General features: G+C 71.2%; 20 protein-coding genes and 1 pseudogene. 9 read left to right on the top strand and 12 right to left on the bottom strand.

Annotated elements, in window-relative coordinates:
• Positions 1-136: 136 nt before the first annotated feature.
• Complete coding sequence (locus tag ACEN2M_RS15875) at positions 137-325, top strand: hypothetical protein (RefSeq protein ID WP_441649115.1); 189 nt, start codon at positions 137-139, stop codon at positions 323-325.
• A 48-nt stretch (positions 326-373) separates the two neighbouring features.
• A complete protein-coding gene (locus ACEN2M_RS15870) occupies positions 374-1,327 on the top strand; it encodes a siderophore-interacting protein (protein ID WP_441649114.1) in 954 nt (317 codons plus the stop codon).
• Here the strand turns inward: ACEN2M_RS15870 and ACEN2M_RS15865 are convergent.
• From ACEN2M_RS15865 to ACEN2M_RS15840, 6 genes are all read right to left on the bottom strand, one after another.
• Positions 1,287-1,697 carry a Fe-S oxidoreductase gene (locus ACEN2M_RS15865; protein WP_441649113.1) on the bottom strand — a complete coding sequence of 137 codons (411 nt, stop codon included), beginning with the start codon at positions 1,695-1,697 and terminating at the stop codon, positions 1,287-1,289. The two genes, ACEN2M_RS15870 and ACEN2M_RS15865, sit on opposite strands and share 41 nt — an antisense overlap.
• Positions 1,697-3,214: a dihydrolipoyl dehydrogenase family protein gene (locus tag ACEN2M_RS15860; RefSeq protein ID WP_441649112.1), complete on the bottom strand. Its 1,518-nt coding sequence runs from the start codon at positions 3,212-3,214 to the stop codon at positions 1,697-1,699. The genes ACEN2M_RS15865 and ACEN2M_RS15860 overlap by 1 nt, the downstream gene beginning before the upstream one ends.
• Positions 3,215-3,343: 129 nt before the next feature.
• On the bottom strand, positions 3,344-4,165 hold the full coding sequence (locus tag ACEN2M_RS15855) for a crotonase/enoyl-CoA hydratase family protein (RefSeq protein WP_441649111.1): 822 nt from the start codon (positions 4,163-4,165) through the stop codon (positions 3,344-3,346).
• Positions 4,166-4,215: 50 nt separating this feature from the next.
• Positions 4,216-5,049 (bottom strand): arginase family protein, encoded by an 834-nt coding sequence (locus tag ACEN2M_RS15850; protein ID WP_441649110.1) that lies wholly within the window; start codon positions 5,047-5,049, stop codon positions 4,216-4,218.
• Positions 5,050-5,107: 58 nt separating this feature from the next.
• Positions 5,108-5,767: an NADPH-dependent F420 reductase gene (locus ACEN2M_RS15845; protein ID WP_441649109.1), complete on the bottom strand. Its 660-nt coding sequence runs from the start codon at positions 5,765-5,767 to the stop codon at positions 5,108-5,110.
• A 69-nt stretch (positions 5,768-5,836) separates the two neighbouring features.
• Complete coding sequence (locus tag ACEN2M_RS15840) at positions 5,837-6,568, bottom strand: PspA/IM30 family protein (RefSeq protein ID WP_441649108.1); 732 nt, start codon at positions 6,566-6,568, stop codon at positions 5,837-5,839.
• A 105-nt stretch (positions 6,569-6,673) separates the two neighbouring features.
• On the opposite strand from ACEN2M_RS15840, the gene ACEN2M_RS15835 reads away from it, so the two are divergent.
• Genes ACEN2M_RS15835 through ACEN2M_RS15825 form a run of 3 tightly spaced genes read left to right on the top strand, consistent with a single transcriptional unit; the run spans position 6,674 to position 9,662 of the window.
• Positions 6,674-7,225: an RBBP9/YdeN family alpha/beta hydrolase gene (locus tag ACEN2M_RS15835; RefSeq protein ID WP_441649107.1), complete on the top strand. Its 552-nt coding sequence runs from the start codon at positions 6,674-6,676 to the stop codon at positions 7,223-7,225.
• The gene (locus tag ACEN2M_RS15830; protein WP_441649106.1) at positions 7,225-8,556 is read left to right on the top strand and encodes a M20/M25/M40 family metallo-hydrolase; all 1,332 of its coding nucleotides are present in this window, start codon (positions 7,225-7,227) and stop codon (positions 8,554-8,556) included. Before ACEN2M_RS15835 ends, ACEN2M_RS15830 begins: the two co-directional genes overlap by 1 nt.
• Positions 8,553-9,662, top strand: a complete 1,110-nt coding sequence (locus tag ACEN2M_RS15825) for an FAD-dependent oxidoreductase (protein WP_441649105.1) — start codon at positions 8,553-8,555, stop codon at positions 9,660-9,662. Before ACEN2M_RS15830 ends, ACEN2M_RS15825 begins: the two co-directional genes overlap by 4 nt.
• Before the next feature lie 203 nt (positions 9,663-9,865).
• Here the strand turns inward: ACEN2M_RS15825 and ACEN2M_RS15820 are convergent, their stop codons facing one another.
• The gene (locus tag ACEN2M_RS15820) at positions 9,866-12,085 is read right to left on the bottom strand and encodes a TPM domain-containing protein (RefSeq protein WP_441649104.1); all 2,220 of its coding nucleotides are present in this window, start codon (positions 12,083-12,085) and stop codon (positions 9,866-9,868) included.
• Between the two features lie 120 nt (positions 12,086-12,205).
• On the opposite strand from ACEN2M_RS15820, the gene ACEN2M_RS15815 reads away from it, so the two are divergent.
• On the top strand, positions 12,206-13,000 hold the full coding sequence (locus ACEN2M_RS15815; RefSeq protein ID WP_441649103.1) for a gamma-glutamyl-gamma-aminobutyrate hydrolase family protein: 795 nt from the start codon (positions 12,206-12,208) through the stop codon (positions 12,998-13,000).
• On the opposite strand, the gene ACEN2M_RS15810 is transcribed toward ACEN2M_RS15815, so the two are convergent.
• Positions 12,997-13,533 carry a TetR/AcrR family transcriptional regulator gene (locus tag ACEN2M_RS15810; protein ID WP_441649102.1) on the bottom strand — a complete coding sequence of 179 codons (537 nt, stop codon included), beginning with the start codon at positions 13,531-13,533 and terminating at the stop codon, positions 12,997-12,999. The two genes, ACEN2M_RS15815 and ACEN2M_RS15810, sit on opposite strands and share 4 nt — an antisense overlap.
• Before the next feature lie 104 nt (positions 13,534-13,637).
• Here ACEN2M_RS15810 and ACEN2M_RS15805 point away from each other — a divergent pair, with 104 nt between their 5' ends.
• On the top strand, positions 13,638-15,179 hold the full coding sequence (locus tag ACEN2M_RS15805) for an MFS transporter (protein ID WP_441649101.1): 1,542 nt from the start codon (positions 13,638-13,640) through the stop codon (positions 15,177-15,179).
• A 173-nt stretch (positions 15,180-15,352) separates the two neighbouring features.
• Here ACEN2M_RS15805 and ACEN2M_RS15800 read toward each other — a convergent pair.
• The 3 genes and pseudogenes from ACEN2M_RS15800 to ACEN2M_RS15790 form a co-directional block, all read right to left on the bottom strand.
• A pseudogene (locus ACEN2M_RS15800) lies at positions 15,353-16,536 on the bottom strand (IS30 family transposase).
• A gap of 321 nt (positions 16,537-16,857) precedes the next feature.
• On the bottom strand, positions 16,858-19,074 hold the full coding sequence (locus ACEN2M_RS15795) for a heavy metal translocating P-type ATPase (RefSeq protein ID WP_441649116.1): 2,217 nt from the start codon (positions 19,072-19,074) through the stop codon (positions 16,858-16,860).
• Between the two features lie 29 nt (positions 19,075-19,103).
• The gene (locus ACEN2M_RS15790; RefSeq protein ID WP_441649100.1) at positions 19,104-19,340 is read right to left on the bottom strand and encodes a heavy-metal-associated domain-containing protein; all 237 of its coding nucleotides are present in this window, start codon (positions 19,338-19,340) and stop codon (positions 19,104-19,106) included.
• Between the two features lie 118 nt (positions 19,341-19,458).
• On the opposite strand from ACEN2M_RS15790, the gene ACEN2M_RS15785 reads away from it, so the two are divergent.
• The gene (locus ACEN2M_RS15785) at positions 19,459-19,770 is read left to right on the top strand and encodes a metal-sensitive transcriptional regulator (RefSeq protein WP_441649099.1); all 312 of its coding nucleotides are present in this window, start codon (positions 19,459-19,461) and stop codon (positions 19,768-19,770) included.
• A gap of 26 nt (positions 19,771-19,796) precedes the next feature.
• The gene (locus ACEN2M_RS15780; protein WP_441649098.1) at positions 19,797-21,014 is read left to right on the top strand and encodes a low temperature requirement protein A; all 1,218 of its coding nucleotides are present in this window, start codon (positions 19,797-19,799) and stop codon (positions 21,012-21,014) included.
• Here the strand turns inward: ACEN2M_RS15780 and ACEN2M_RS15775 are convergent.
• Positions 20,993-21,580, bottom strand: coding sequence for a hypothetical protein (locus ACEN2M_RS15775; protein WP_441649097.1), 588 nt, complete (start codon positions 21,578-21,580; stop codon positions 20,993-20,995). The two genes, ACEN2M_RS15780 and ACEN2M_RS15775, sit on opposite strands and share 22 nt — an antisense overlap.
• Positions 21,581-21,645 lie beyond the last annotated feature (65 nt).

Below are 21,645 nucleotides of genomic sequence, written 5' to 3'. Positions count from 1 at the left end.
CCCCCCCCCCCCCCCCCCCCCCCCCCCCCCCCCCCCCCCCCCCCCCCCCCCCCCCCCCCCCCCCCCCCCCCCCCCCGGTACCCGGAACGCGTCCAATGAAGCTCTGCGTCGACCGCACCACCCCGACAGGAGCATCATGAACAGCTACATCAGCACCACCGCCAGCATCATCGCCAGCACCGAGGGAAGCACCACCGCCAGCACCAACCCGGCCGGCTACGTCAGCACCGGCCGTCCGGCCGGCACCCCCACCGGTTACATCAGCCCGGCCACCCGCCGTGGCACCGGCAGCTATGTCACCAGCGAGTGGGTCATCGCCGCGTAATCAAAACCCGACGGGCGACCCTAAGGTTAGGCATGCCATACTTAGGGCATGCTTACATCGACAGTCGCTCCCGTGCAGGCCCCCGCCCGGGTGCGGGCTCCGCGCCCCAGCTACCGCCCGTTCGCCGTCTCGGTGGCGCGTGTGCAACGACTGTCGACCAACTTCACCCGGGTGACCTTCACCGGCCCCGACCTGCACGAATTCGGCACCGCCGGCCTCGACCAGCGCATCAAGATCGTTCTGCCGCTGCCCGGGGTCGGCGTCTCGACGTTCCCGCAGAACGACTCCTGGTACGAGACCTGGCGGGACCTGCCCGACGAGCGCCGCAACCCCATCCGCACCTACACCGTGCGGCACGCCCGACCCGAGCACCGTGAGGTCGACATCGACTTCGTCACCCACGGCGACGCCGGCCCCGCCTCACGCTGGGTGCGCGCCGCCCTCGTCGGCGACGAGGTCGCCATCGTGGGTCCGGTGTCGCACGGCGACAACCCGAGTGTCGGCATCGAGTGGGCGCCGGGCAACGCCAACACTGTGCTGATCGCGGGCGACGAGACCGCAGCGCCGGCCATCTGCGCCATCCTCTCGGCCCTGCCCCGCACCGCGCGCGGCTGCGCCTACATCGAGGTGCCCGAGAACGGCGACGCCCACGACACGGATGCGCCCGCCGGCGTCACCGTGACCTGGCTGCCCCGGAACGGCGCCAGCCACGGGTCGGCGCTCGAGTCCGCAGTGAAGGGCTGGACCGCCCGCTTCATCACCGCGCACCACGCCGGCACCGAGCTCCCCGACGTCGACATCGACGAGTCCATTCTCTGGGAAGTGCCCGACGGTTCGGCGCTGGACGGCTCGGCCCTCGACGGCGAGCTCTACGCCTGGCTGGCCGGCGAGGCCGGCGTGATCAAGCGCCTGCGGCGTTTCCTGGTCTCCGACGTCGGCGTGGACCGCCGCCAGGTGGCCTTCATGGGGTACTGGCGGGACGGTCGCGCCGAGCACGCGTGACCACCTGCTTTTTCCGTAGGTAACCGCCCTTCTCCAGGCCCGCCTCGATTTCGAACCGGTTCTTCAGCGGGTCCCGCCCCGCGATGAAGTACAGCAGCGGGAACAGCATGCCGTAGCGCTGCCACTGCACCTTGTGCACGGCCTCGTGCTCGAGCACATCCGCCGACACGTTCTGGTTGGTGAGGTACACGGCGCCCACGCAGGAGCCGCCGCGACCGAAAGACCAGGCCGGCAGGCCGCGGAAGACGACCAGGCCGTTCCGGCGTTCGATGCGGCCGGTGCTCCAGACCGCGCCCCAGACCAGCCCCACGGCGGTGGCGTAGAGGTACCCGGCCCGGCTGACGGGGGAGTCGATCAGGAGCCGCCGCATCACAGGCTCCGCTCACTGGTGGCCGGTGGACGGCCGTAGGCCTCGAGCAGGCGGAGCCAGACCTCGCTGAGGGTGGGGTAGCTGGGCACCGCGTGCCAGAGCCGGCTGATCGGCACCTCGCCGACCACGGCGATGGTGGCCGCGTGCAGCAGCTCGCCGACACCGGCGCCCACGAAGGTCACCCCGAGCAGCAGCTCGGTGTCGAGGTCCACGATGGCCCGCGCCTGCCCGGTGTAGCCGTCGGCGAGCACGCTCGCGCCGGCCACCCCGGCCAGGTCGTAGTCGAGCACCCTGGTGCGGTAGCCGGCCTTCTCGGCGGCCGCGGCGGTGAGGCCCACCGACGCCACCTCGGGGTCGGTGAAGGTGACCTGCGGCACGGCGGCGTGATCGGCCGTGGCCACGTGGGTGCCCCACGGGGCGTCGTCGACCACCGTGCCCGTGGCGCGGGCGACGATGACGTCGCCGGCCGCGCGGGCCTGGTACTTGCCCTGGTGGGTGAGCAGGGCGCGGTGGTTCACGTCGCCGGTGGCGTAGAGCCAGTCGCCGGCCAGCGCGACGGAGTCGCCCGTGACGAGCATGGTGTCGTCCACGGCGACCCAGTCGCCGGGGGTGAGGCCCACGGTCTCCAGGCCCAGGTGCAGGCTGCGTGGGCTGCGGCCGGTGGCCACGAGCACCTCGTCGGCCGTGACGGTGCGCCCGTCGGCGAGGAGCAGCAGCACCTGGCCGTTCTCGGTGCGCCTGGCGGCGGTGGGGCTCGCGTCGGTGAGCACCGAGACGCCGGCGTCGGTGAGCGCGGCGCCCACCAGTTCACCGGCGAAGGGCTCCTGGTCGCGCAGCAGGGCGCTCCGCACGAGCAGGGTCACCTCGGTGCCCAGCGACCTGTAGGCGGCGGCCATCTCCACGGCCACCACCCCGCCGCCGATGATGGCGAGGTGGCCGGGCAGGTCGGTCACGGCGGTGGCGTCCCGGCTGGTCCACGGCGACACCTCGGCGAGGCCCTCGATGTCGGGCAGCAGGGCGTCGGAGCCGGTGCTGAGCACCACGGCATGGGTGGCGGTGACGACCACGGGGCCATCCGCTGTTTCGACGGTCACCTCGCGCGGCCCGCTGAGCCTGGCGTGCCCGCGCAGCAGGTCGATCCCGGCGGAATCGAGCCAGCTGACCTGGCTGTCATCCTTCCAGTCGTGGGTGAACTCGGTGCGGCGCTTGAGCACGGCAGCGACATCGAGCCGGCCGGTGACCGCCTCGGCCGCGCCGGCCACCCGGCGGGCGGCGGCGAGGGCGGCGCCGCTGCGCAGCAGCACCTTGGACGGCATGCAGGCCCAGTAGGAGCACTCGCCGCCGACGAGCTCGGACTCCACGATGAGGGTACGGAGGCCGCCCTGCACGGTGCGATCGGCCACGTTCTCGCCGACAGGTCCCGCCCCGATCACGACGACGTCGTAGCTTCGGGCGTCGTTACCGGTGGGGGCGGATGTCGTGGGCTGGGTGTCGGATGCCGGAGTCGCGTCGCTCATCGTCGCAGCCTACCCACCGTTCCCGGGAAGAATCCAGAGGATGCTCTCGCGAGATGACACTCGAGGCCAGTGCAGGAAGGTCGTGGCTGGCCCCAACTGCCCTCTCGGCGGCGGCGGCGGCGCCTGGCGTCAGCGACCCTGGAACTCGGCGGGTTGGCGGGAGAGGAACGCCTCCATGCCGATCCGGGCATCCGTGGTGGCGGCCAACCGGGCCAGGGCGGGCTGCAACTCGGCCTCGGCCACCGCCGCACCGTCGCGGAGCGCGGCGCGGGCACTCGCGAGGGTGGCCTGCACGGCCAGCGGCGCCTGCGCGGCGATCCGCTCGGCGAGTTCGATGGCCCGGTGCAGCTCGCGACCGTTGGGCACGATCTCCTGCACGAGGCCCATCCGGTGCGCCTCGCGGGCGTCGAACAGGTCGCCGGTGAGCAGCCAGCGCATGGCGTTGCCCCAGCCGGCGGCGCGCGGGAACCTGATGGTGGCGCCGCCGAACGGCAGGATGCCCCGGCTCACCTCGATCTGGCCGAACCTGGTGGACTCGGCGGCGACGACGATGTCGCTGGCCAGCATCAGCTCGATGCCCAGGGTGAGGCAGGTGCCCTGCACCGCGATCACGACGGGTTTGCTCAGCGCGGTGCCGTCTACCTGCCACGGGTTGATGCCGCCCTCCGGCACGATGTCGATGCCGTGCGGGCCGAGCCGGGGCCCCACGTCGGCCAGGTCGAGCCCCGCGGTGAAGTGGTCGCCGATGGCGTGCACCACGCCCACCCGCAGGGCGGGGTCGCGCTCCAGCTGCCCGTAGGCCAGCGCGAGTTGCTGCAGCATGGCGAAGTCGGCCGCGTTGCGCTTGTCGGGCCGGTTCAGCCCGATCAGCAGCAGGTGACCCCGTCGCTCCAGCACCACCCGCGCGGGCGTGGTGGTGGGTTCTGGGTGTGCGGCGGCAGCAGTCGTCACAGGATCTCCTTCGATCGGTCTGTCGAGCGGGTGTTCCGCCCGGGCGCGGTTCAGCGGGTGAGGGCGCTGATGATGCGCAGGATGCTGGGCAAGTCGTCGTTGGCGGCGTCGGGGGAGGACGGAGCGAAGCCGGCGATGGTGGCCCCGGCCAGGCTGAATTCGGCGCGGAGGGCCAGGACGGCGGCGGTGAGGCTCTCCACGGCGAGGCCGAACGGGTAGATGTTCGACAGGCCGACGATGGTGGCCGGGTCGAGCACGTCGAGGTCGATGTGCAGGTAGATGTGCGCGGCGCCAGTGCGTTTCACCGCGGCCACGAGGGCCTCCGGGCTGCCGAAGCTCTCCACCGGCACCAGCGGGATGGCCTGTTCGGTGATGTAGACATCCTCGGCAGGGTCGATGTCACGCACCCCGGCCAGCACCACCCGGTCCGGCGTGATGCGGGCATCCGCGTCGAGGGCGAGGCCGTCGACGCCGTCGCCGAGGATGGCGCGCAGCACCATGCCGCCGAACCCGCCGGACTGCGACGACTCGCTGGTGTGCAGGTCGGGGTGCGCGTCGAACCAGATCAGCGCGAGGTCGCCGGGGTGCTGACGGGAGGCGTGCTCGACGGCGCCGAAGGAGACCCCGCAGTCGCCGCCGATGGTGAGCACCGGGTCGGTGCTGGCGCGCAGCACCGCCAGCTGCCGGTCGCGCACCGTGAGCAGCGACGAGAACCGGTGGATGCCGGTGTCCAGCGCGTCGCCGGCTTCGGCGGGCACGTCGACCGGGTAGGTGACCGAGAACGGCAGATCACCCCGGATCGCCTCAGCTCCGTCGACCAGGCGCATCGCGCGCGGTGAAACCGAACCTTGCCACTGCGGCACAACCACGTAGTTGGGGGACACCACCCCAGTATGCTCCACGGTCCCGGCCCGGCGCATCTGCCAGTTTGGGGGTGCGAGCCTAGACGGCCTGCGGCATGTCCCGGTACCGGATGGCCGTGCTCACCGCTTCACGCAGCTCGAATGCGTCCATCCGCGGACCGTAACCGGGGGTGTCGCGCTGGATGCGCCAGCCCTCGTTCAGCGGGCCGAGGTCCACGGTGTCGAAACCGAAGTCGTTCAGCAACGCCGTGACGATCTCGCGGGCCTCGGGGTCATTGCCGGCGATGACCAGGGCGCGGCGGTCGGCCGAGCCGGCAGGCTGGCCGTCGGTGGTGAGGTCGGCGGCGTAGATGTGGTTGAACGCCTTCACGATTCGCGCGTCGGGCAGCAGGTCCTGCAGCAGCTCGGCGGTGGTCGTGGTCTCCTCGTCGAGCGCGACGATGTTGCCGTCGCGCTGGGGGTAGTAGTTGTTGGTGTCGATCACGAGCTTGCCGGCCAGTTCGGGCAGCGGCAGCGTGTCGATGGCGTGCAGCGGGATGGTCACGATGACCAGGTCCCCGGCCGCGGCGGCCTCCGCAGGCAGGGCCGCGCGGGCGCGCGGGCCCAGCTCGGCGATGAGGCCGTCGAGGGTGGCCGGGCCGCGGGAGTTACTCAGCACGACGTCGTATCCATTGAACACGCCGAGGCGGGCGAGCTGGCTGCCGATGTTACCGGCACCGATGATTCCGAGAGTAGTCATGGGGGTGACAATGCCGAACGGCCCCGGGGTATTCCCGAGGCCGTCCGGATGACGCGGTGTGACGCGTGGTTACTGTTCGATCGAGGAGGGCGAGCCTGACTTCAGGGCGGCGAGCCGGGCATCCACCTCGGTGAGCTCGCCGAGGTCGTCGAGGCTCTCGAACTGGGCGTCGAGGCTGGATGCGGCGAGCTCGCTGGCGCCGCGCACCTTGGCCTCTTCGCGGCGGATCTTGTCTTCGAACCGGCTGACCTCGCTGGTGGGGTCCATCATGTCGATGCTCTTCACGGCGTCCATCACCTGCGACTGCGCTGCCGCGGTCTTGGAGCGGGCGATGAGTTCGCTGCGCTTGGAGGTGAGCTGGCCCAGCTTGGTCTTCATCGTGTTCAGGCCGGTCTTGAGCTGCTCGACGACCGCGGTCTGGCTGGTGATCTGCGGCTCGGCGTCCTTCGCCTCCTTCTCGGACTGCAGCTGGCGGCCGAGGGCCACCTTGGCGAGGTTGTCGAACTTGTCGGCGTCGGCGGTGTTGCCCGCGGTGCGCAGCTCATCGGCCTTGCGGCTGGCGGCGAGGGCCTTCCGACCCCACTCGCCGGCGGCCTGCACGTCTTCGCGGTGGTCGTCTTCGAGCATGCGCAGGTTGCCGATGGTCTCGGCGATCGCGCTCTCGGCGTCGGCGATGCTGTTGGTGAAGTCCCGCACCATCTGGTCGAGCATCTTCTCGGGGTCTTCCGCGGAGTCCAGCAGCGCATTGATGTTCGCCCTGGTGAGCTGGGCGATGCGGCCGAAGATCGACTGCTTGGTCATGTGAATGTCCTTTCGACGGGGGATCAACGCTTAGAAACTACCGCGTTCACCTCCACATTCACCTGATTCAGCGGGAGCTTCGCTCTGCCGGATAGTGTGGCTGTCATGCCGACACCGCTCAGCCTGACCATCGTGCCCGGCATCAACGACTCCCTGGACAAGCACTGGCAGTCCCGCTGGCAGGCGACGCAGACGGATGCCGTGCGCATCCGCCCGTCGTCGTGGGAGGAACCCGATCTGACCGACTGGATCGCCGCCGTGGATGCGGCCGTCACCAGCCCGGACACGATCCTTGTGGCGCACAGCCTCGGCTGCATCGCCGCCGCGGCCTGGTTGTCTGACAACCCCGGCCGGGTGCGCGGCGCCCTGCTGGTGGCCCCGCCCGACCGGTTCGGACCCGAATTCCCGCAGGCGGCTCCAACCTTCCGCGCCGCCGAACCGGCGGTACTCGGCACCCCGGCCCTGGTGCTCGCCAGCTCGAATGACCCGTATTGCGCGCTCGGCACCGCGCGCAACCTGGCGGCCGCGTGGGGCGCCGGGTTCGTGGAGGTGGGCAGTCTCGGCCACGTCAACGCGGTCAGCAAGCTCGGCGCCTGGCCGGCCGGCCGGGCCATTCTGGAGGACTTCGCCCTGAGCCTGAACGGCATGGTGCGCTGATGACCGACCCGGATGTGCTCACCCGCCAGACCATCGACCTGCTGCGCGATCTCATCCGCAACGCCTGCGTGAACGACGGCACCGCCGACTCCGCCGGTGAGATCCGCAGCGTGCGCACGCTGGAGGGCTTCTTCGCCGGCTCCGGCCTCGAACTCGAGGTGGTGGAACCGCACCCGGGCCGGGCGTCGCTGATCGCCCGCATCCGGGGCACCGACCCCACCGCGCCGTCGCTGGCCCTCGTCGGGCACACCGACGTGGTTCCGGTTGACCCGGATGGCTGGAGCCGCGACCCGTTCGCCGCCGAGCTCATCGACGGGGAGATCTGGGGCCGCGGCGCCCTCGACATGCTCTACCTCACGGCGAGCTACGCCGTCGTGATCCGCGACCTCGCGATGGGCCCGTTCCGGCCGCGCGGCGACCTGATCTTCGCGGCCGTCGCCGACGAGGAGAGCGGCAGCCTGTACGGGGTGGGCTGGCTCACCGAGCACAGGCTCGACCTGATCGACGCCGACTTCGTGCTCACCGAATCCGGCGGCGCCCCGGTGGGGGTGCGGCCGTCGATCACCACCACGGTGGGGGAGAAGGGCATCGCCGGCCGCCGCCTGGTCGTGCACGGCACCCCCGGCCACGGCTCGGCGCCCTGGGGCACCCGGAACGCCGCCGTGATCGCCGCCGAGGCGGTGAGCCGGCTGGCCCGGTTCGACCCTCCGGTGCAGATCACCGCCGACTGGCGGCACTACGTGGAGGTGTTGGGGCTGCCCGCGGAGCTGGCCGAGCGGCTCACCGACCCGGCCCGCATCGACGGTGCCGTGCACGAGCTGGGCACCCTGGCCGGCTTCGCGCACGCCTCCACGCACACCACCATCTCGCCCAACATCGTGCGCGCCGGCAACAAGGAGAACGTCATCCCGTCTCTGGCCACGGTGGACCTGGACATCCGGGTGCTGCCCGGCACCGACGCCGGTCACGTGGACGGTTACCTGCGGCACGCGCTCGGCGAGCTGATGGTGGACATCGACATCGTGGGTGACAGGTTCGAGGCCGCCACCCGCTCGCCCGTGGACACCCCGCTGTTCGCCGCGCTCAGCTCGGCCGTGGCCCGTGCCTACCCGAACGCCGACCTGCTGCCGGTGCTCAGCGTCGGCGGGTCGGACGCCAGGTTCTACCGGCGCCGCGGCGTTCCCGCCTACGGGTTCGGCCTGCTCAGCCCGCGCTGGGACTACGGCACCTTCCGCATGCTGTTCCACGGCAACGACGAACGCATCGATGTCGCGTCGATCGCCCTCACCGTGGCCGCGCTCGACTTCACGGTGCGTGAGGTGCTCGGATGACCACCCGCGTCGACACCCTGGTGATCGGCGGCGGCGCCATGGGCTCCGCCGCCGCGTGGGAGCTCGCCCGCCGGGGCCGGGAGGTGACCCTGCTCGAGCGGTTCGCGCCGGGCCACACCAACGGCGCCTCGCACGGGGCCTCCCGCAACTTCAACCTCAGCTACTCCGACCCCACCTACGTGGCCATGCTGGTGGAGGCGCTGCGGCTCTGGCGGGAACTCGAGGACGACACCGACACCCGGTTGCTCGAGCAGGTGGGCCTGGTCAACCACGGCCAGGGTCAGCCGTTCGCGGCGGTTTATGCGGCCCTGGCCGGGGTGGGTTTCGACCCCGAGATGCTCACCGTCGACGCCGCGCAGGAACGCTGGCCGGGCATCCGTTTTGATACCGAGGTGCTCTACACACCCGAGGCCGGCCGACTGAACGCGAACGCGTCGGTGACCGCGCTGCAGCAGGCCGCGGCCGCCCACGGTGCGCGCATCGAGCACGGCATGCCGGCCACCGCCCTCACGGTGCTGGGCGACGACAGCGTGCTGGTGGCCACCGACACAGAGGAGTTCAGGGCGAAACGCGTGATCGTCACCCTCGGCGCCTGGACCAACGGCCTGCTCGGCGGCCTGCTGCCGTTGCCGCGCCTGGTGGTCACCCAGGAGCAGCCGGCGCACTTCGCCGTGCTCGACACCAGCTTCACCTGGCCGGGCTTCAACCACGGCTACCGGCCGGGTGCCCCCGGCTACGAGTACTGGCGCTCCCCGGTCTACGGCATGCACACTCCCGGCGAGGGCATCAAGGCCGGCTGGCACGGGGTGGGCCCTGTCGTCGACCCCGACCACCGCGACTTCACCGCCGAGCCCGACCAGTTGCTGGCCCTGCGCCGGTACGCCCGCGAGTGGCTGCCCGGCGCCGACCCCGACAGCTTCGCCGCGATCAGCTGCACCTACACGACCACGCCAGACACCAACTTCGTGCTCGACCGGCGCGGCCCCGTGATCGTGGGCGCCGGCTTCTCCGGCCACGGCTTCAAGTTCACCCCCACCGTCGGCCGCATCCTCGCCGACCTCACCGTCGACATCCCCGCCCCGCCCCTGTTCGCGCTCGATCGCTAGTCGAGCTCTCGCGGAAGGCGGGCTCGCGAGATGCCACTTCGGGCCAGTTGAGGCGCGCCCCACTGGCCTCAACTGTCCTCTCGCGGGAGGCGGGGCTCGCGAGAAGTCACTTCGGGCCAGTTGAGGCGCGCCCCACTGGACCCAATTGTCCTCTCGCGGGAAGTGGGTCTTGCGAGATGTCGCGGGCGGGGCGCCGAGGCGACCTAGAACCGGCCGCCGCCGCCGCGTCGGCCGCGGGTGCCGCTGCCGCCGAAGCTGCCGGGCCGGAAGCCACCGCCGCCGAACCCGCCACCGCTGCTGCGCCGGCCGCCGCCGCCGCCCATCCCGCCGAAGCCGCCGCCACCGCCCCCGCCGCCGAACAGGCCGCCACCGCCCCCGCCGAGAACCTGGCCGATCAGGATGCCGCCGAGCACCGCGCCCATCGACCCGTTGCTGCCGCCCCGGCGGCTGCCACCACCACCGCCGAAGAAGTCGCCGAAGTCGTCGTCGTTCGAGAAGCTGTCCACATCGCGCCGGGCCATCGCCGTCGCCTCGGCGGCCAGCGAACCGGCCCGCTGCGACACGGCCAAGGCGGCGGCCGGGTCGGCCGCCACGAGTGACTCGGCCTGCGCGGTGAGCCGGCCCGCCTCGGCCAGCCGGGTGCGCGCCTCGGCGCCGACCGCCCCGCGCCGGGCGGTGATGAAGTCCTCCGCCGCCGACACCTGGCTGCGCGCGGCCTGCAGGCTCTGCGCCAGGGCCGCCTGCAGACGCTGCGCCTGCACCTGCGCGTTCCGCACCCCCTGCAGCGCGGCATCCATGGTGGCGTTCGTGGCTTCGAGGGTCTGCAGCAGTTCGAGAGGGTTGACCGGTGGCGCCGCCAGGCGTGCGCGCACCTCGGCCAGCGTCTGTTCGGTGCGACCGATCACCCCGGGCACCGCGGCCGATGCCTCGCCCGCCGCGGGGAGCGCGCGGGCGGTGACCAGGTCGGTGTCGAGGTCGGCGAGCATCGCGGGGATGCCGGCCTCCGCCCGCTGCAGGTCGGCGGCCAGTCTGTCGACGGCGTCCACCAGCAGCTTCGCCTGGTCGATGGCCTCCTCCGCCGCCCGGATGCCCATGGCCGCGGCGCTCGGTTCGCCGGCAGCGAGCTTGCTGCGCGCTTCGGCCAGCGCATTGGTGGCGAAGGTGAGCCGCTCGGCGGCCTGGTCGGGGTTGTCGGCCACGGTGTCGATCGCGGCGGCGGTGAACCGCCCGCTCAGCTCGGCCACCCGGGCCTCGGCCTGGTCGAGGCGGGCGTCGATCGCGGCCAGCTCGGTGTCCAGTTCGGCGGCGGCGGCCGGCGCGTTGGCCTCCAGCTGGCGCAACTCGTCGAAGCTCGCGGCCTGCTCGTCGAGCGCGTGGTTGGCCTCGCCACACAGCGCGATGATCTGCCGGTACCAGGCCCGCACCTGCTCCTCGGTATCGGGTTCGGCATCGTCCAGGCGCTGCTGCAGCGCGAACGCCTGGCTCAGCTTGCCCGCCGCGCTGCTCACGGCCGCCTGGAACGGTTCGGCGGCCGCAGCGCCATATTGGGCGAGTGCGAAGCCCACCTCCTGGCCGCTGGTCTTGATGGCGTCGTCGGTCTCGATCAGGGCGCTCGACGCCTCCCGTTTCAGCTCGGCCGTCGGCACCTCGGCGCCGGGTTGACCTGGCCCGGCTTGACCCGGGCCGGCCAGGGGCGCCGTGCCCCGCCGGCGCACCACCAGCACCACCACGACGATCACCCCCACGACCACGGCGAGCACCAGCAGCACCGCGATCCAAAGCGGGAATCCGCCACCGGAGCTCGGGCTGGCGTCTCCCGGCGTGATGACCGGATCCGACAACGGCTCGCCGGCCACGCTCTGTTGCATAGCGGTGGCCCCGTTGATCGCGGCCCCGGCCCAGTCGTTCTCCCGCAGCGACGGTTCGATGGCGGTGCTCTGCACCGCGGCGAGCTGGGCCTCGTCGAGCACGAAGTCGGTGGCGACCGACAACTGATACTGCCGGTCATCCGTGGCCACCGCCAACAGCACGTCGTTGTCACCGAAGCCGTTGTTGATCGCGGTCTGGTCGGCCCAAGTCGACACGTCGTCCACCCCGTCGAAGCTCGACACGTAGGCCGCGAACAGGTCGATCTGGGTGCCGGCGAACAGCGCGTCGAGCGCGGCGACGACCTCGGGTTCCCTGTCGCCGAGGGCTCCCACGGTGTCGACGATGTGGCTTTCTTCGAAGGTCACCGGGTCATCCGCCCTGGCCGGCAGGGCCGTGCCCAGCCCGGTCCCGATCAGCACCAGGGCGACCATCGCGACCAGCGCTGCCGCGCGGGCGGCAAGCCCGCAGATCGTCGGTCGGATGTGCGGGCGGCCTGGCTGCATGGGGTCCATTTCCTCGAAAGCTGTCTGGTGCGGCAGATTTCCATCGAGCATAGAACCCCTCGCTCTGTTGCGCTCTGTTACCGCCGCCCGGGAGCCGACCGGCGGCCTCGGGCACACTGGAACCCGCAGCATCCGCAGCCCAGCCACCGATCCCGTCACGAGAGGCGAGTCATGACCACACCCACGCTCGCCACCATGACCCCCCTGCCGGTGCGCCCCACCCTCGCCGTGATCGAGGTCACCCGCAAGCGGCCTGACCGCCCCGCGTATCACGCCAAGGTGCAGACCCTCAATGCCACCGTCGTGGATGCCGGCACCGACGGCGGCTGGACCGTCGTGCGCCTGGCCGCTGCCGACCTCGACCCCGCGGCGCTGCTTGACCTCACCGACTCGGCCGACGCCGTCGTGATCGTCGGCGGCGAAGACATCGACCCCCGCTTCTACGGCGCCGAGGCCGGCTATGAGGGCGAGACCGTGCACTTCGCCGACGCCGACGAGGGCCAGATCGCCCTCGTGCAGCGCGCCGCCGACCGCGGCACCCCGGTGCTCGGCATCTGCCGCGGCCTGCAGATCATCAACGTCGCCCTCGGCGGTGACCTCGTGCAGCACATCGACGACGGCATCCACCGCAACATCGGCGTGCCCATCGACGACATCCTCTCCACCCACGCCGTGGTCCTGCGCTCCACGAGCACGCTCGCTGCCGCGCTCGGCGACACCCGGGTCTCGGTGCAGAGCGCGCATCACCAGAGCGTCGGCCGGCTCGGCGCCGGCCTCACCCCGGTGGCCACCGCCCCCGACGGCCTGGTCGAGGCCGTGGAGCACCAGGCGCTGCCGATCACCGGCGTGCAGTGGCACCCCGAGGCTCCGGATGCGCCCGCCACCCAGCTGCCGCTCCTGCTGGCGTCGCTCTACCGTGCGGTGGCCGCTCAGACTGAGGTCGCCGAGGTCGCCCAGGCCGCCTAGCCCTTCGGGGGCCGCGGGCTCACCCGGGCCAGGAACGCCGGCACGTCGAGCTCGTGCTCGAAGGGCTCGCCGATCGTGGTGGCGTCGTAGTAGAGGCCGTCGGCCAGCAGCATCGTCGCACGGGCGAGATCGGGGTCGTGCAGATCGTCGTTCAGGATGCCGAAGTACCGTCGGCGCATCTCGATGATCACGGCGCGGGCCCGCGGGTTGCGCCGGGCCAGTGAGCCGCCGGACAGGGTGGCCCGGTCCAGCGGGCTGTTCACGTATTCCGCCAGGCTCACGTAGTACGCGGCGGCACCGTGCGGCGCGGCGCGCATCCGCTCGTATTCGGCGTCGGCCAGGGTTTCGAGCCGGTCGATGAGCGCCGTCTCCAGGCCGTCGCGCGAGCCGAAATGGTAGAGCAGCCCGCCCTTGGTGACGCCGGCCGCCCGGGCGACGGCGTCCAGTGAGACGCCGGTTCCGCTGGTGTCGATGAGCAGTTCCTGGAACGCGGTGAGGATGCTCTCGCGGGCGCTGTCGCGGTGTTGGGCCATGACCGCCACTTTACTGTACTTGGTGGTATAGTCTATTTCTGCTGTACCCGATGGTGCAGTAAAACTTGCCGTTCTCGCAGAACCCCAATCCCAGCCAGGTAGACATGAGCACCACAGACAGCATCCGCACCCACTCCGCGGCCACCACCACCAGCGCGCCCCGCGCCGGCCGCCGAGAATGGCTGGGCCTGGTGCTGCTGATGCTGCCCGTGCTGCTGATCTCGGTAGACAACACCGTGCTCAGCTTCGCGCTGCCGGCGATCAGCCTCGACCTGCGGCCGAGCAGCACCACCCTGCTCTGGATCGTGGACATCTACCCGCTGGTGCTGGCCGGCCTGCTGGTGGCCATGGGCACCCTCGGCGACCGGGTGGGCCGCCGCCGCCTGCTGCTGATCGGCGCCACCGGTTTCGGCGTGGTCTCGGCCGCCGCCGCGTTCGCGCCCACAGCCGAGCTGCTCATCGCGGCCCGCGCCGTGATGGGCTTCTTCGGCGCCATGATCATGCCGTCCACCCTGTCGTTGCTGCGCAGCCTGTTCCTGGATGCCCGCCAGCGCACCCTGGCCATCGCGGTGTGGGCAGGCGCCTTCGCGGCCGGCTCGAGCCTGGGCCCCATCGTGGGCGGCGTCGTGCTCCAGCACTTCCACTGGGGCGCGGTGTTCCTCATCGCGGTGCCGTTCCTGCTGCCGCTCGTGGCCCTCGCGCGTGTGCTCATTCCCGAGTCGAAGGACCCGGCGCCGCTGCGCATCGACGTGCTCAGCGTGGCGCTGTCACTGCTCACCCTCGCCCCGCTGGTGTTCGCGATCAAGACCCTCACCCACGACGGCGTCGGTGTGCTCGGTGTCGGCGCACTGGTGCTGGGGCTGGTGGCTGGGGCGCTCTTCCTGCGCCGCCAGCTGCGGATCGACAACCCGCTGCTCGACCTGGCCCTGTTCCGCAACGCCCCCTTCGCCGGGTCGGTGCTGGCCAACTTCCTCGCCGTGTTCAGCCTGGTCGGCTTCCTGTTCTTCGTCTCGCAGCACCTGCAGCTGGTGCTCGGCCTCGACCCGCTGGCGGCCGGCCTGCTGCTCTTGCCCGGCGCCGTGCTGTCGGTGCTGGCCGGGCTCGCCGCGGCCTATGTGGTGCGGCGGGTGCCGCCGCGCCTGGTGATCGTCAGCGGCATCCTGCTCTCGAGCGCGGGCTTCGGCCTGATCGTGCTGTTGCGGGAGAACCTCACCGCGGGTGTCGTGATGTTGGCCTTCGGCATCCTCTCGGTGGGCGTCGGTGCGGCGGAGACCATCTCCAACGACACCATTCTCAGCTCGGTACCGCCGGACAAGGCCGGCGCCGCGGCGGGGGTGTCCGAGACCGCCTACGAGCTCGGTGCGGTGCTGGGCACCGCCGTGCTCGGCGCCATCCTCGCGGCCTCCTATCGGGCCAGTGTGGTGCTGCCGCTCGGCCTCGGCCCTGGCGCTTCCGCCCAGGCCGGCGAGACCCTCGGCGGCGCGCTCGGCGTGGCCGGCGAGCTGCCCGCGGCCCAGGCGGCCGCGCTCACCGAGTCCGCCAGGGCGGCCTTCGACAGCGGGGTGGGGGTCACCTCGATCATCGCCGTGGTGCTGATGCTGGTTGCCGCGGTGGCCGTGCAACTGAGCATGCGTCCCCGCCGCTAGGGGCGCCGCACCCCCGCACGCGAGCCACCCCGCACCGAATTGCCGCAAAAGTACCTCTTCGGTGCCCGCCAAGGGGCACTATGCCGCGATTCGCCGCCAGTCGGGTTCGCGAGATGCGCCAAAAGGCCCCATGGAGCGGGCGGTTTCTAGCGGTCGTTGCAACACCTGATGGTTTAGGTGCTTTGAAGTAGATCACGTAAGCGCTCGGCTGGGGTATCCCAGTCGAGCGTTTTGCGTGGGCGGGCGTTGAGTTCTTGGGCGACGTGTTCGAGGTCTTCGGGGCCGTAGGCGGTGAGGTCGGTGCCTTTGGGGAAGTACTGGCGTAAGAGCCCGTTGGTGTTCTCGTTCGTTCCGCGCTGCCAGGGGCTGGCCGGGTCGCAGAAATAGACGTCGATGTCGGTGGCGATCTTGAACGATTTGTGGGCGGCCATTTCGGCGCCTTGGTCCCAGGTCAGTGACCCGCGCAGGTGTTCGGGTAGGGCGCCCATCGTGGTCACCAGTGCGTCTCGGACGGACTCGGCGGTGTGGTCGTGGGGCAGGTGCAGCAGCATCACGTAGCGGGTGGTGCGTTCGACCAGGGTCCCGATCGCGCTCTGGTTGAGCGTGCCGGTGATCAGGTCGCCTTCCCAGTGGCCTGGCACCGCCCGGTCGTCGACTTCAGCAGGACGGTCGGAGATCATGACCATCTCGTCGGCGAAGCGAGGCCGGCGGGCTTCGCCAGTGTTCTGGGGTTTTCGGCGGGCCCGGCCGGTGCGCAGCGTCGCGGCCACTTCTCGGCGCAGCCCGCCACGGCCCTGGAGATACAGGGCCTGGTAGATCGTCTCGTGGGTCACGCGCATCTCCTGATCGTCAGGATAAGTCTTGACCAGAGTGTGACTGATTTGTTCCGGTGACCAGCGAATCCGCAACTTGCTCGTCACGTAAGCGCGCAATCGCGGGGTGGTTTGCAGCTTGCGGTCCTTGGGCCGGGGCCGCCGGGCCGCCGCGGCGCGATGCGCCGCATACGGCAGATAACCATGGACCGGGACGGTGTTGCGGGCGACCTCCCGACTGATTGTCGACGGTGCCCGGCGCAACGCGGAGCTGATGGCCCGCAGCGACGAGCCGGCGGCAATCATTTCCGGATCGTTTCCCGGTCTGCCAAAGACAGGTAGCGGTCGCTGATCGGTTGCTCCAGTGCCGCCGGCACCGCAGGAAGAAGGGTGGTCATTCCACTTGTGTAGTCGATCACGCGCCCATCAGGGCGGATGCGCTTATTACTAACGTGTCGGATTCCGAGGTCCCAGTCCTGGGCGGTGCGAACATTCACGCCGATCCGCCGCGCGGCCTCGAGCCGGTGAACGCCGGCGGATCGCAGCCGTGAGTATTCGTCCCGGCCCGGGTGGGGCGACCGCCCACCCACACCTTTCACGCGGCCCCACCGGGCCGCCGTGCGCGGATTGAACCCCAGCTCGGCAGCCGCAGCCGCCTTCGATCCCAACCGCTCGACTGCCAAGAAGAACGCATCAACATCCTGCTGCGTATACGTTCTCTTGACCCTTTCCCTACCCGAAGACGGGTTTCCACTCGCTAACGAAGACACGGTCGTTGCAACTCCCAGAAAGACGGGGTGTTGCAACGACCGCTAGAACCCAAGGCGCATCCATGGGGCCGTATGGCGCACGTCGCGCAGGCGCGGCTAACCCGCGCTGGAGGCGAACTGCCGCAGGCGCAGGCTGTTGCTCACCACGAACACCGACGACAGCGCCATCGCCGCCCCCGCGATCAACGGGTTGAGCAGGCCGAGCGCGGCGAGCGGAATCGCGGCCACGTTGTAGGCGAACGCCCAGAACAGGTTGGCCTTGATGGTGCCGAGGGTGCGCCGCGACAGCCGGATGGCGTCGACGACGGCGAGCAGGTCGGCCCGCACCAGGGTGATGTCGCTGGCCTCGATGGCCACGTCGGTGCCGGTGCCCATCGCGATGCCGAGGTCCGCGGCAGCCAGCGCCGCCGCGTCGTTCACGCCGTCACCCACCATCGCCACCACATGGCCGGCGGCCTGCAGGGCACGCACCCGCTCCACCTTGTCGGCGGGCAGCACGCCGGCGAAGACCTCGCCGATGCCCACCTGGTCGGCCACCGACCGCGCCGCGGTGGGGTTGTCGCCGGTGAGCAGCACCGGGGTGAGCCCCAGGGCCACCAGCTGGGCCACGGCCGCCGCGCTGGACGGCTTGACCTCGTCGGCCACGGCCACAATGCCCCTGGCCACGCCGTCCCAGGCCACGGCCACGGCGGTCTGGCCGGCGCCCTCGACCTCGTCGAGCACCGCGCGCAGGTCAGCGGGCAGGGTCACCTGCCACTCGTCGGCGAGCCAGCCCGGCCGCCCCACCAGCACGAGGTGGCCGTCGACGACGGCCTGCACGCCGAAGCCCTGCGCCGACGCGAAACCGGTGGCGGCCGGCAGCGCACCCACCCTGTCGGCGGCCCCGTTCGCCACGGCGACGCCGATCGGATGCTCGGAGCCGGCCTCGGCCGCGCCGGCCAGCCGGAGCAGCTCACCCTCGGCAGCACCCGAGCTGTGCACCCGCAGCAGCGTCATGCGCCCGGTCGTCACGGTGCCGGTCTTGTCGAGCACGATGGTGTCCACCCGGCGGGTGGACTCCAGGATCTGCGGTCCACGGATGAGGATACCCAGCTGGGCGCCGCGACCGGTGCCCACCAGCAGGGCGGTGGGGGTGGCCAGGCCCAGCGCGCACGGGCAGGCGATGATGAGGGTGGCCACCGCGGCGGTGAAGGCCTGCTCCGCGCCGGCGCCGAGCACCAGCCAGGTGGCGAGCGTGCCGAACGCGATGATGAAGACGATGGGAACGAACACCGCGGAGACTCGGTCGGCCAGCCGCTGCACCGGGGCCTTGCCGGTCTGGGCCTGCTCCACCAGGCGGCCGATGCGCGCCAGCTCGGTGTCGGCGCCCACCCGGGTGGCCCGCACGGTGAGCCGGCCGCCGGCGTTGACGGTGGCGCCCACCACGGCGTCGCCGGCGCCGACCTCCACGGGCACGGTCTCGCCGGTGAGCAGGCTGGTGTCGACGGCCGAGGCGCCATCGACGACGACCCCGTCCGTGGCCACCTTCTCGCCGGGGCGCACCACGAAGACGTCGCCCACGGCCAGCTCGGCGATCGGGATGCGCCGCTCCACCTGCGGCTGCCCCGCGGCGCCGCGGAGCACCGCGACGTCTTTGGCGCCCAGGTTCACCAGCGCCGTGAGCGCCGCGCCGGAGCGGGTCTTGGCACGCGCCTCGAAGTAGCGCCCGGCGAGGATGAACACCGTCACGGCGGCGGCGACCTCGAGGTAGATCTCGGTGGACCCGCCGCCGGTCATGCTGAAGCTGAGCTGCATGGTCATGCCCGCCATGCCGGCGTCGCCGAGGAACAACGCGTAGAGCGACCAGCCGAACGCGGCGAGCACGCCGACACTGATCAGGGTGTCCATGCTGGCGGCGCCGTGGCGGGCGTTCAGCCAGGCGGCGCGGTGGAACGGCCAGGCGCCCCAGACGGCCACCGGAGCGGCCAGGGTGAGGGCCAGCCACTGCCAGTTGGTGAACTGCAGGGCCGGCACCATCGACAGCAGGGTGACCGGAATCGCCAACAGGGTCGAGACCAGCAGCCGCTGGCGGAGGGCGAGGGTGTCGGCATCCAGCTCGACGGCCTCGGCGACCTCGGTGACCACGGCGACCGGCGGGGCGGGTAGCCGCGCGGTATAGCCGGTGGCCACGATGGTGGCGATGGCGTCGTCGATGCTGGTGCCCTCCGGCAGGCGCACCGTGGCCTTGTCGGTGGCGTAGTTCACGGTGGCCTCGACCCCGGGCAGCCGGTTGAGCTTCTTCTCGATGCGGGCGGCGCAGGAGGCGCAGGTCATGCCGCCGACCACGAGGTCGACGGGCTCGCTCACGCGGCGGCGTCCTCGAGCACGTAGCCGGCTTCGTCGATGGCGGCGCGGATGTCGCTCCGGTCCGGCTCCGTCTCGCTAGCCACGTGCACGGTGCTGGTGGCGCCGGCGACGAGGTCGACGGTCACGGCGCTGACCCCTGGCACCAGGGACACCTCTTCGATCACGCTCGCGACGCAGTGGCCGCAGGTCATGCCGGTGACGAGGTAGTCGGTGCTGGTGCTGGTGGAAGCCATGGTGCGAACCTTCTCTGCGGGAGCGACGTGGGACAGGGGATACCCCCTCCGGGTACTCTAGCGCACATTCGTGGTACCGTGAGGGGGTATACGGTCAGCCGATAGCCAGGAGCACCCCATGACGACTGCAGACCACACCCACGACGGCCCGCACGGCTACATTTCCAACAAAGACGACTACCTCAAGCGTCTGCGCCGCATCGAGGGCCAGGCTCGGGGCCTTCAGGGCATGGTCACCGACGACAAGTACTGCATCGACATCCTCACGCAGGTCTCCGCCATGACCAGCGCCCTGCAATCGGTGGCGCTCGGACTGCTCAACGACCACCTCAGCCACTGCGTCGTCGACGCCGTCGCCACGGGCGGCGACGAGGCCCAGCAGAAGCTCAAGGAAGCCGGCGACGCGATCGCCAGATTGGTGCGGTCCTAGCCGCCGCAGTTGCCTAGGCTGTGCGCATGAGCAACGCGGACGGCTTGAGAATGCACCGGCGGATGACCGCCCGCGACACCGGCGAGGCGCACCGGGTGGCGAGCCCGCTCGAGCTGCTCTTCGACCTCACCTTCGTGGTGGCCGTGGCGCAGCTCGTGGTGCAACTCGCCCACGGCATCGAGGGCGGTCACGCCGCCGAGAAGATCGGCCCGTTCCTGATGGTGTTCTTCGCCATCTGGTGGGCCTGGATGAACTTCACCTGGTTCGCGTCGTCCTACGACACCGACGACGTGCCGTACCGCCTGCTCACCATGGTGCAGATGGGCGGGGTGCTCGTGCTCGCCGCCGGGGTGCCGGCCGCGTTCGGCGACCAGGACTACCGCGCGGTCACGGTGGGCTATCTGATCATGCGGGTGGGCCTGGTGGCCCAATGGCTGCGGGCCGGCTTCGAACATCCGCACGGCCGCGCGACGGCCTGGCGGTATGCGGCCGGCGTGAGCGTCGTGCAGATCGGCTGGCTGATCCGGCTGGCCCTGCCCGAGCAACTGGGTGTGGCCTCGTTCCTGGTGCTCGTGGTGCTCGAACTCGCCGTGCCGCCGTGGGCCGAGCGCACGGGCAGCACCTTCTGGCATCCGCACCACATCAGCGAACGTTATGGGCTGTTCACCATCATCCTGCTCGGCGAGGGCGTGTTGGCCGCCACCTATGGCGTGCAGGATGCCCTCGACGCCCGGGGGGTCAGCGGCGACCTGGTGCTCGTGTCCGCGGCGGCGTTCGTCACCGCGTTCGCGCTCTGGTGGCTGTACTTCCTCGAGCCGGCGGGGGAGGGCCTCTCCGTCAACCGCAGCCGCTCCTACCTGTGGGGCTACGGCCATTACGGCGTGTTCGTCGCGCTGGCCGCCCTCGGTGCGGGGCTCGAAGTGGCGGTGGCCGACGCCGGCCATCACGTGGAGGCCGACGCGATGATCCTCGCCTACGCCGTCGCGCTGCCGGTGGGAGCCTTCCTCGTACTGCTGTGGGCCGTGCACGCCGTGCTGGCCTCCAGGTCGCAGATCCGGCCCGTCGTGATCCTGCCGGCGGCGGCGCTGGTGCTGCTCGTGCCGCTGCTCGCCGAGACGGTGGGCGTGACCGTTGCCGTGGTGCTGATCGCCTTCCTCTGCGTGCTCGTCGTGGCCGTGACTCTGGCCGACCAGGCCCGCCGCGCCCGGCTCGCAGCCGAGGTTCAGCCCTCGGGCACCCAGTAACCCACCCGGCCCAGCAGCCGGGTCTCGCGGTCGGCGTCGTCGGGCACCGCCACCTCCGGCGGGAACACGCCCATCTCTCGGAACCCATCGATCTGCGGGCCGACGATCTCCTCGAGAAGATCCAGCAGCGGTGCCGGCAACGCGTAATCCCAGCCGAGCAGCCGGGCGATGGACCAGGCCTGGAAGGCCCGGTAGATGCTGACGTGCTCGAGGTACTCGCGAATCGTGAAGTCGCCGTAGCTGAGGTGCACGACCTTGTCGGGGTTCAGGTTCTCGTTCACGGCACCGGTGGCCAGGTCGTTCAGGCGGTCGTAGGCGGCGATCGGGTCGTCGCCGAGCAGGTCGCCGTCGTACGTGCCGCCGGCGTCCTCGATGGTGCGGCCGAGCAGCACGTCCGGAACCCAGGCCTCGTCGCGGGCGTGCGCGGCCAGAACGTCGCGCACTGTGGGGTTCGGCGTCACCGCCCACTCGGCCGGAGCGGGCAGGCCCAGCTGATCGGGGGTGATCCGGTCGATGACGGAGCGCAACGCGGCATCCGCCTGGAGGAAGAGCTCTTTCTGCTTCATGCGGGCACGCTAACACCTGCCCCGGTGGTGAGCACAGCCCCACTCGAATTGTCGCTGGGGCCGCA

Source organism: Cryobacterium sp. W22_MBD10_FK3 (genome assembly GCF_052113745.1).
In the GTDB taxonomy this organism is placed as follows: domain Bacteria; phylum Actinomycetota; class Actinomycetes; order Actinomycetales; family Microbacteriaceae; genus Cryobacterium.
Note: the sequence above shows the minus strand (reverse complement) of the source record. Positions and strands in the feature narration are given on the sequence as shown.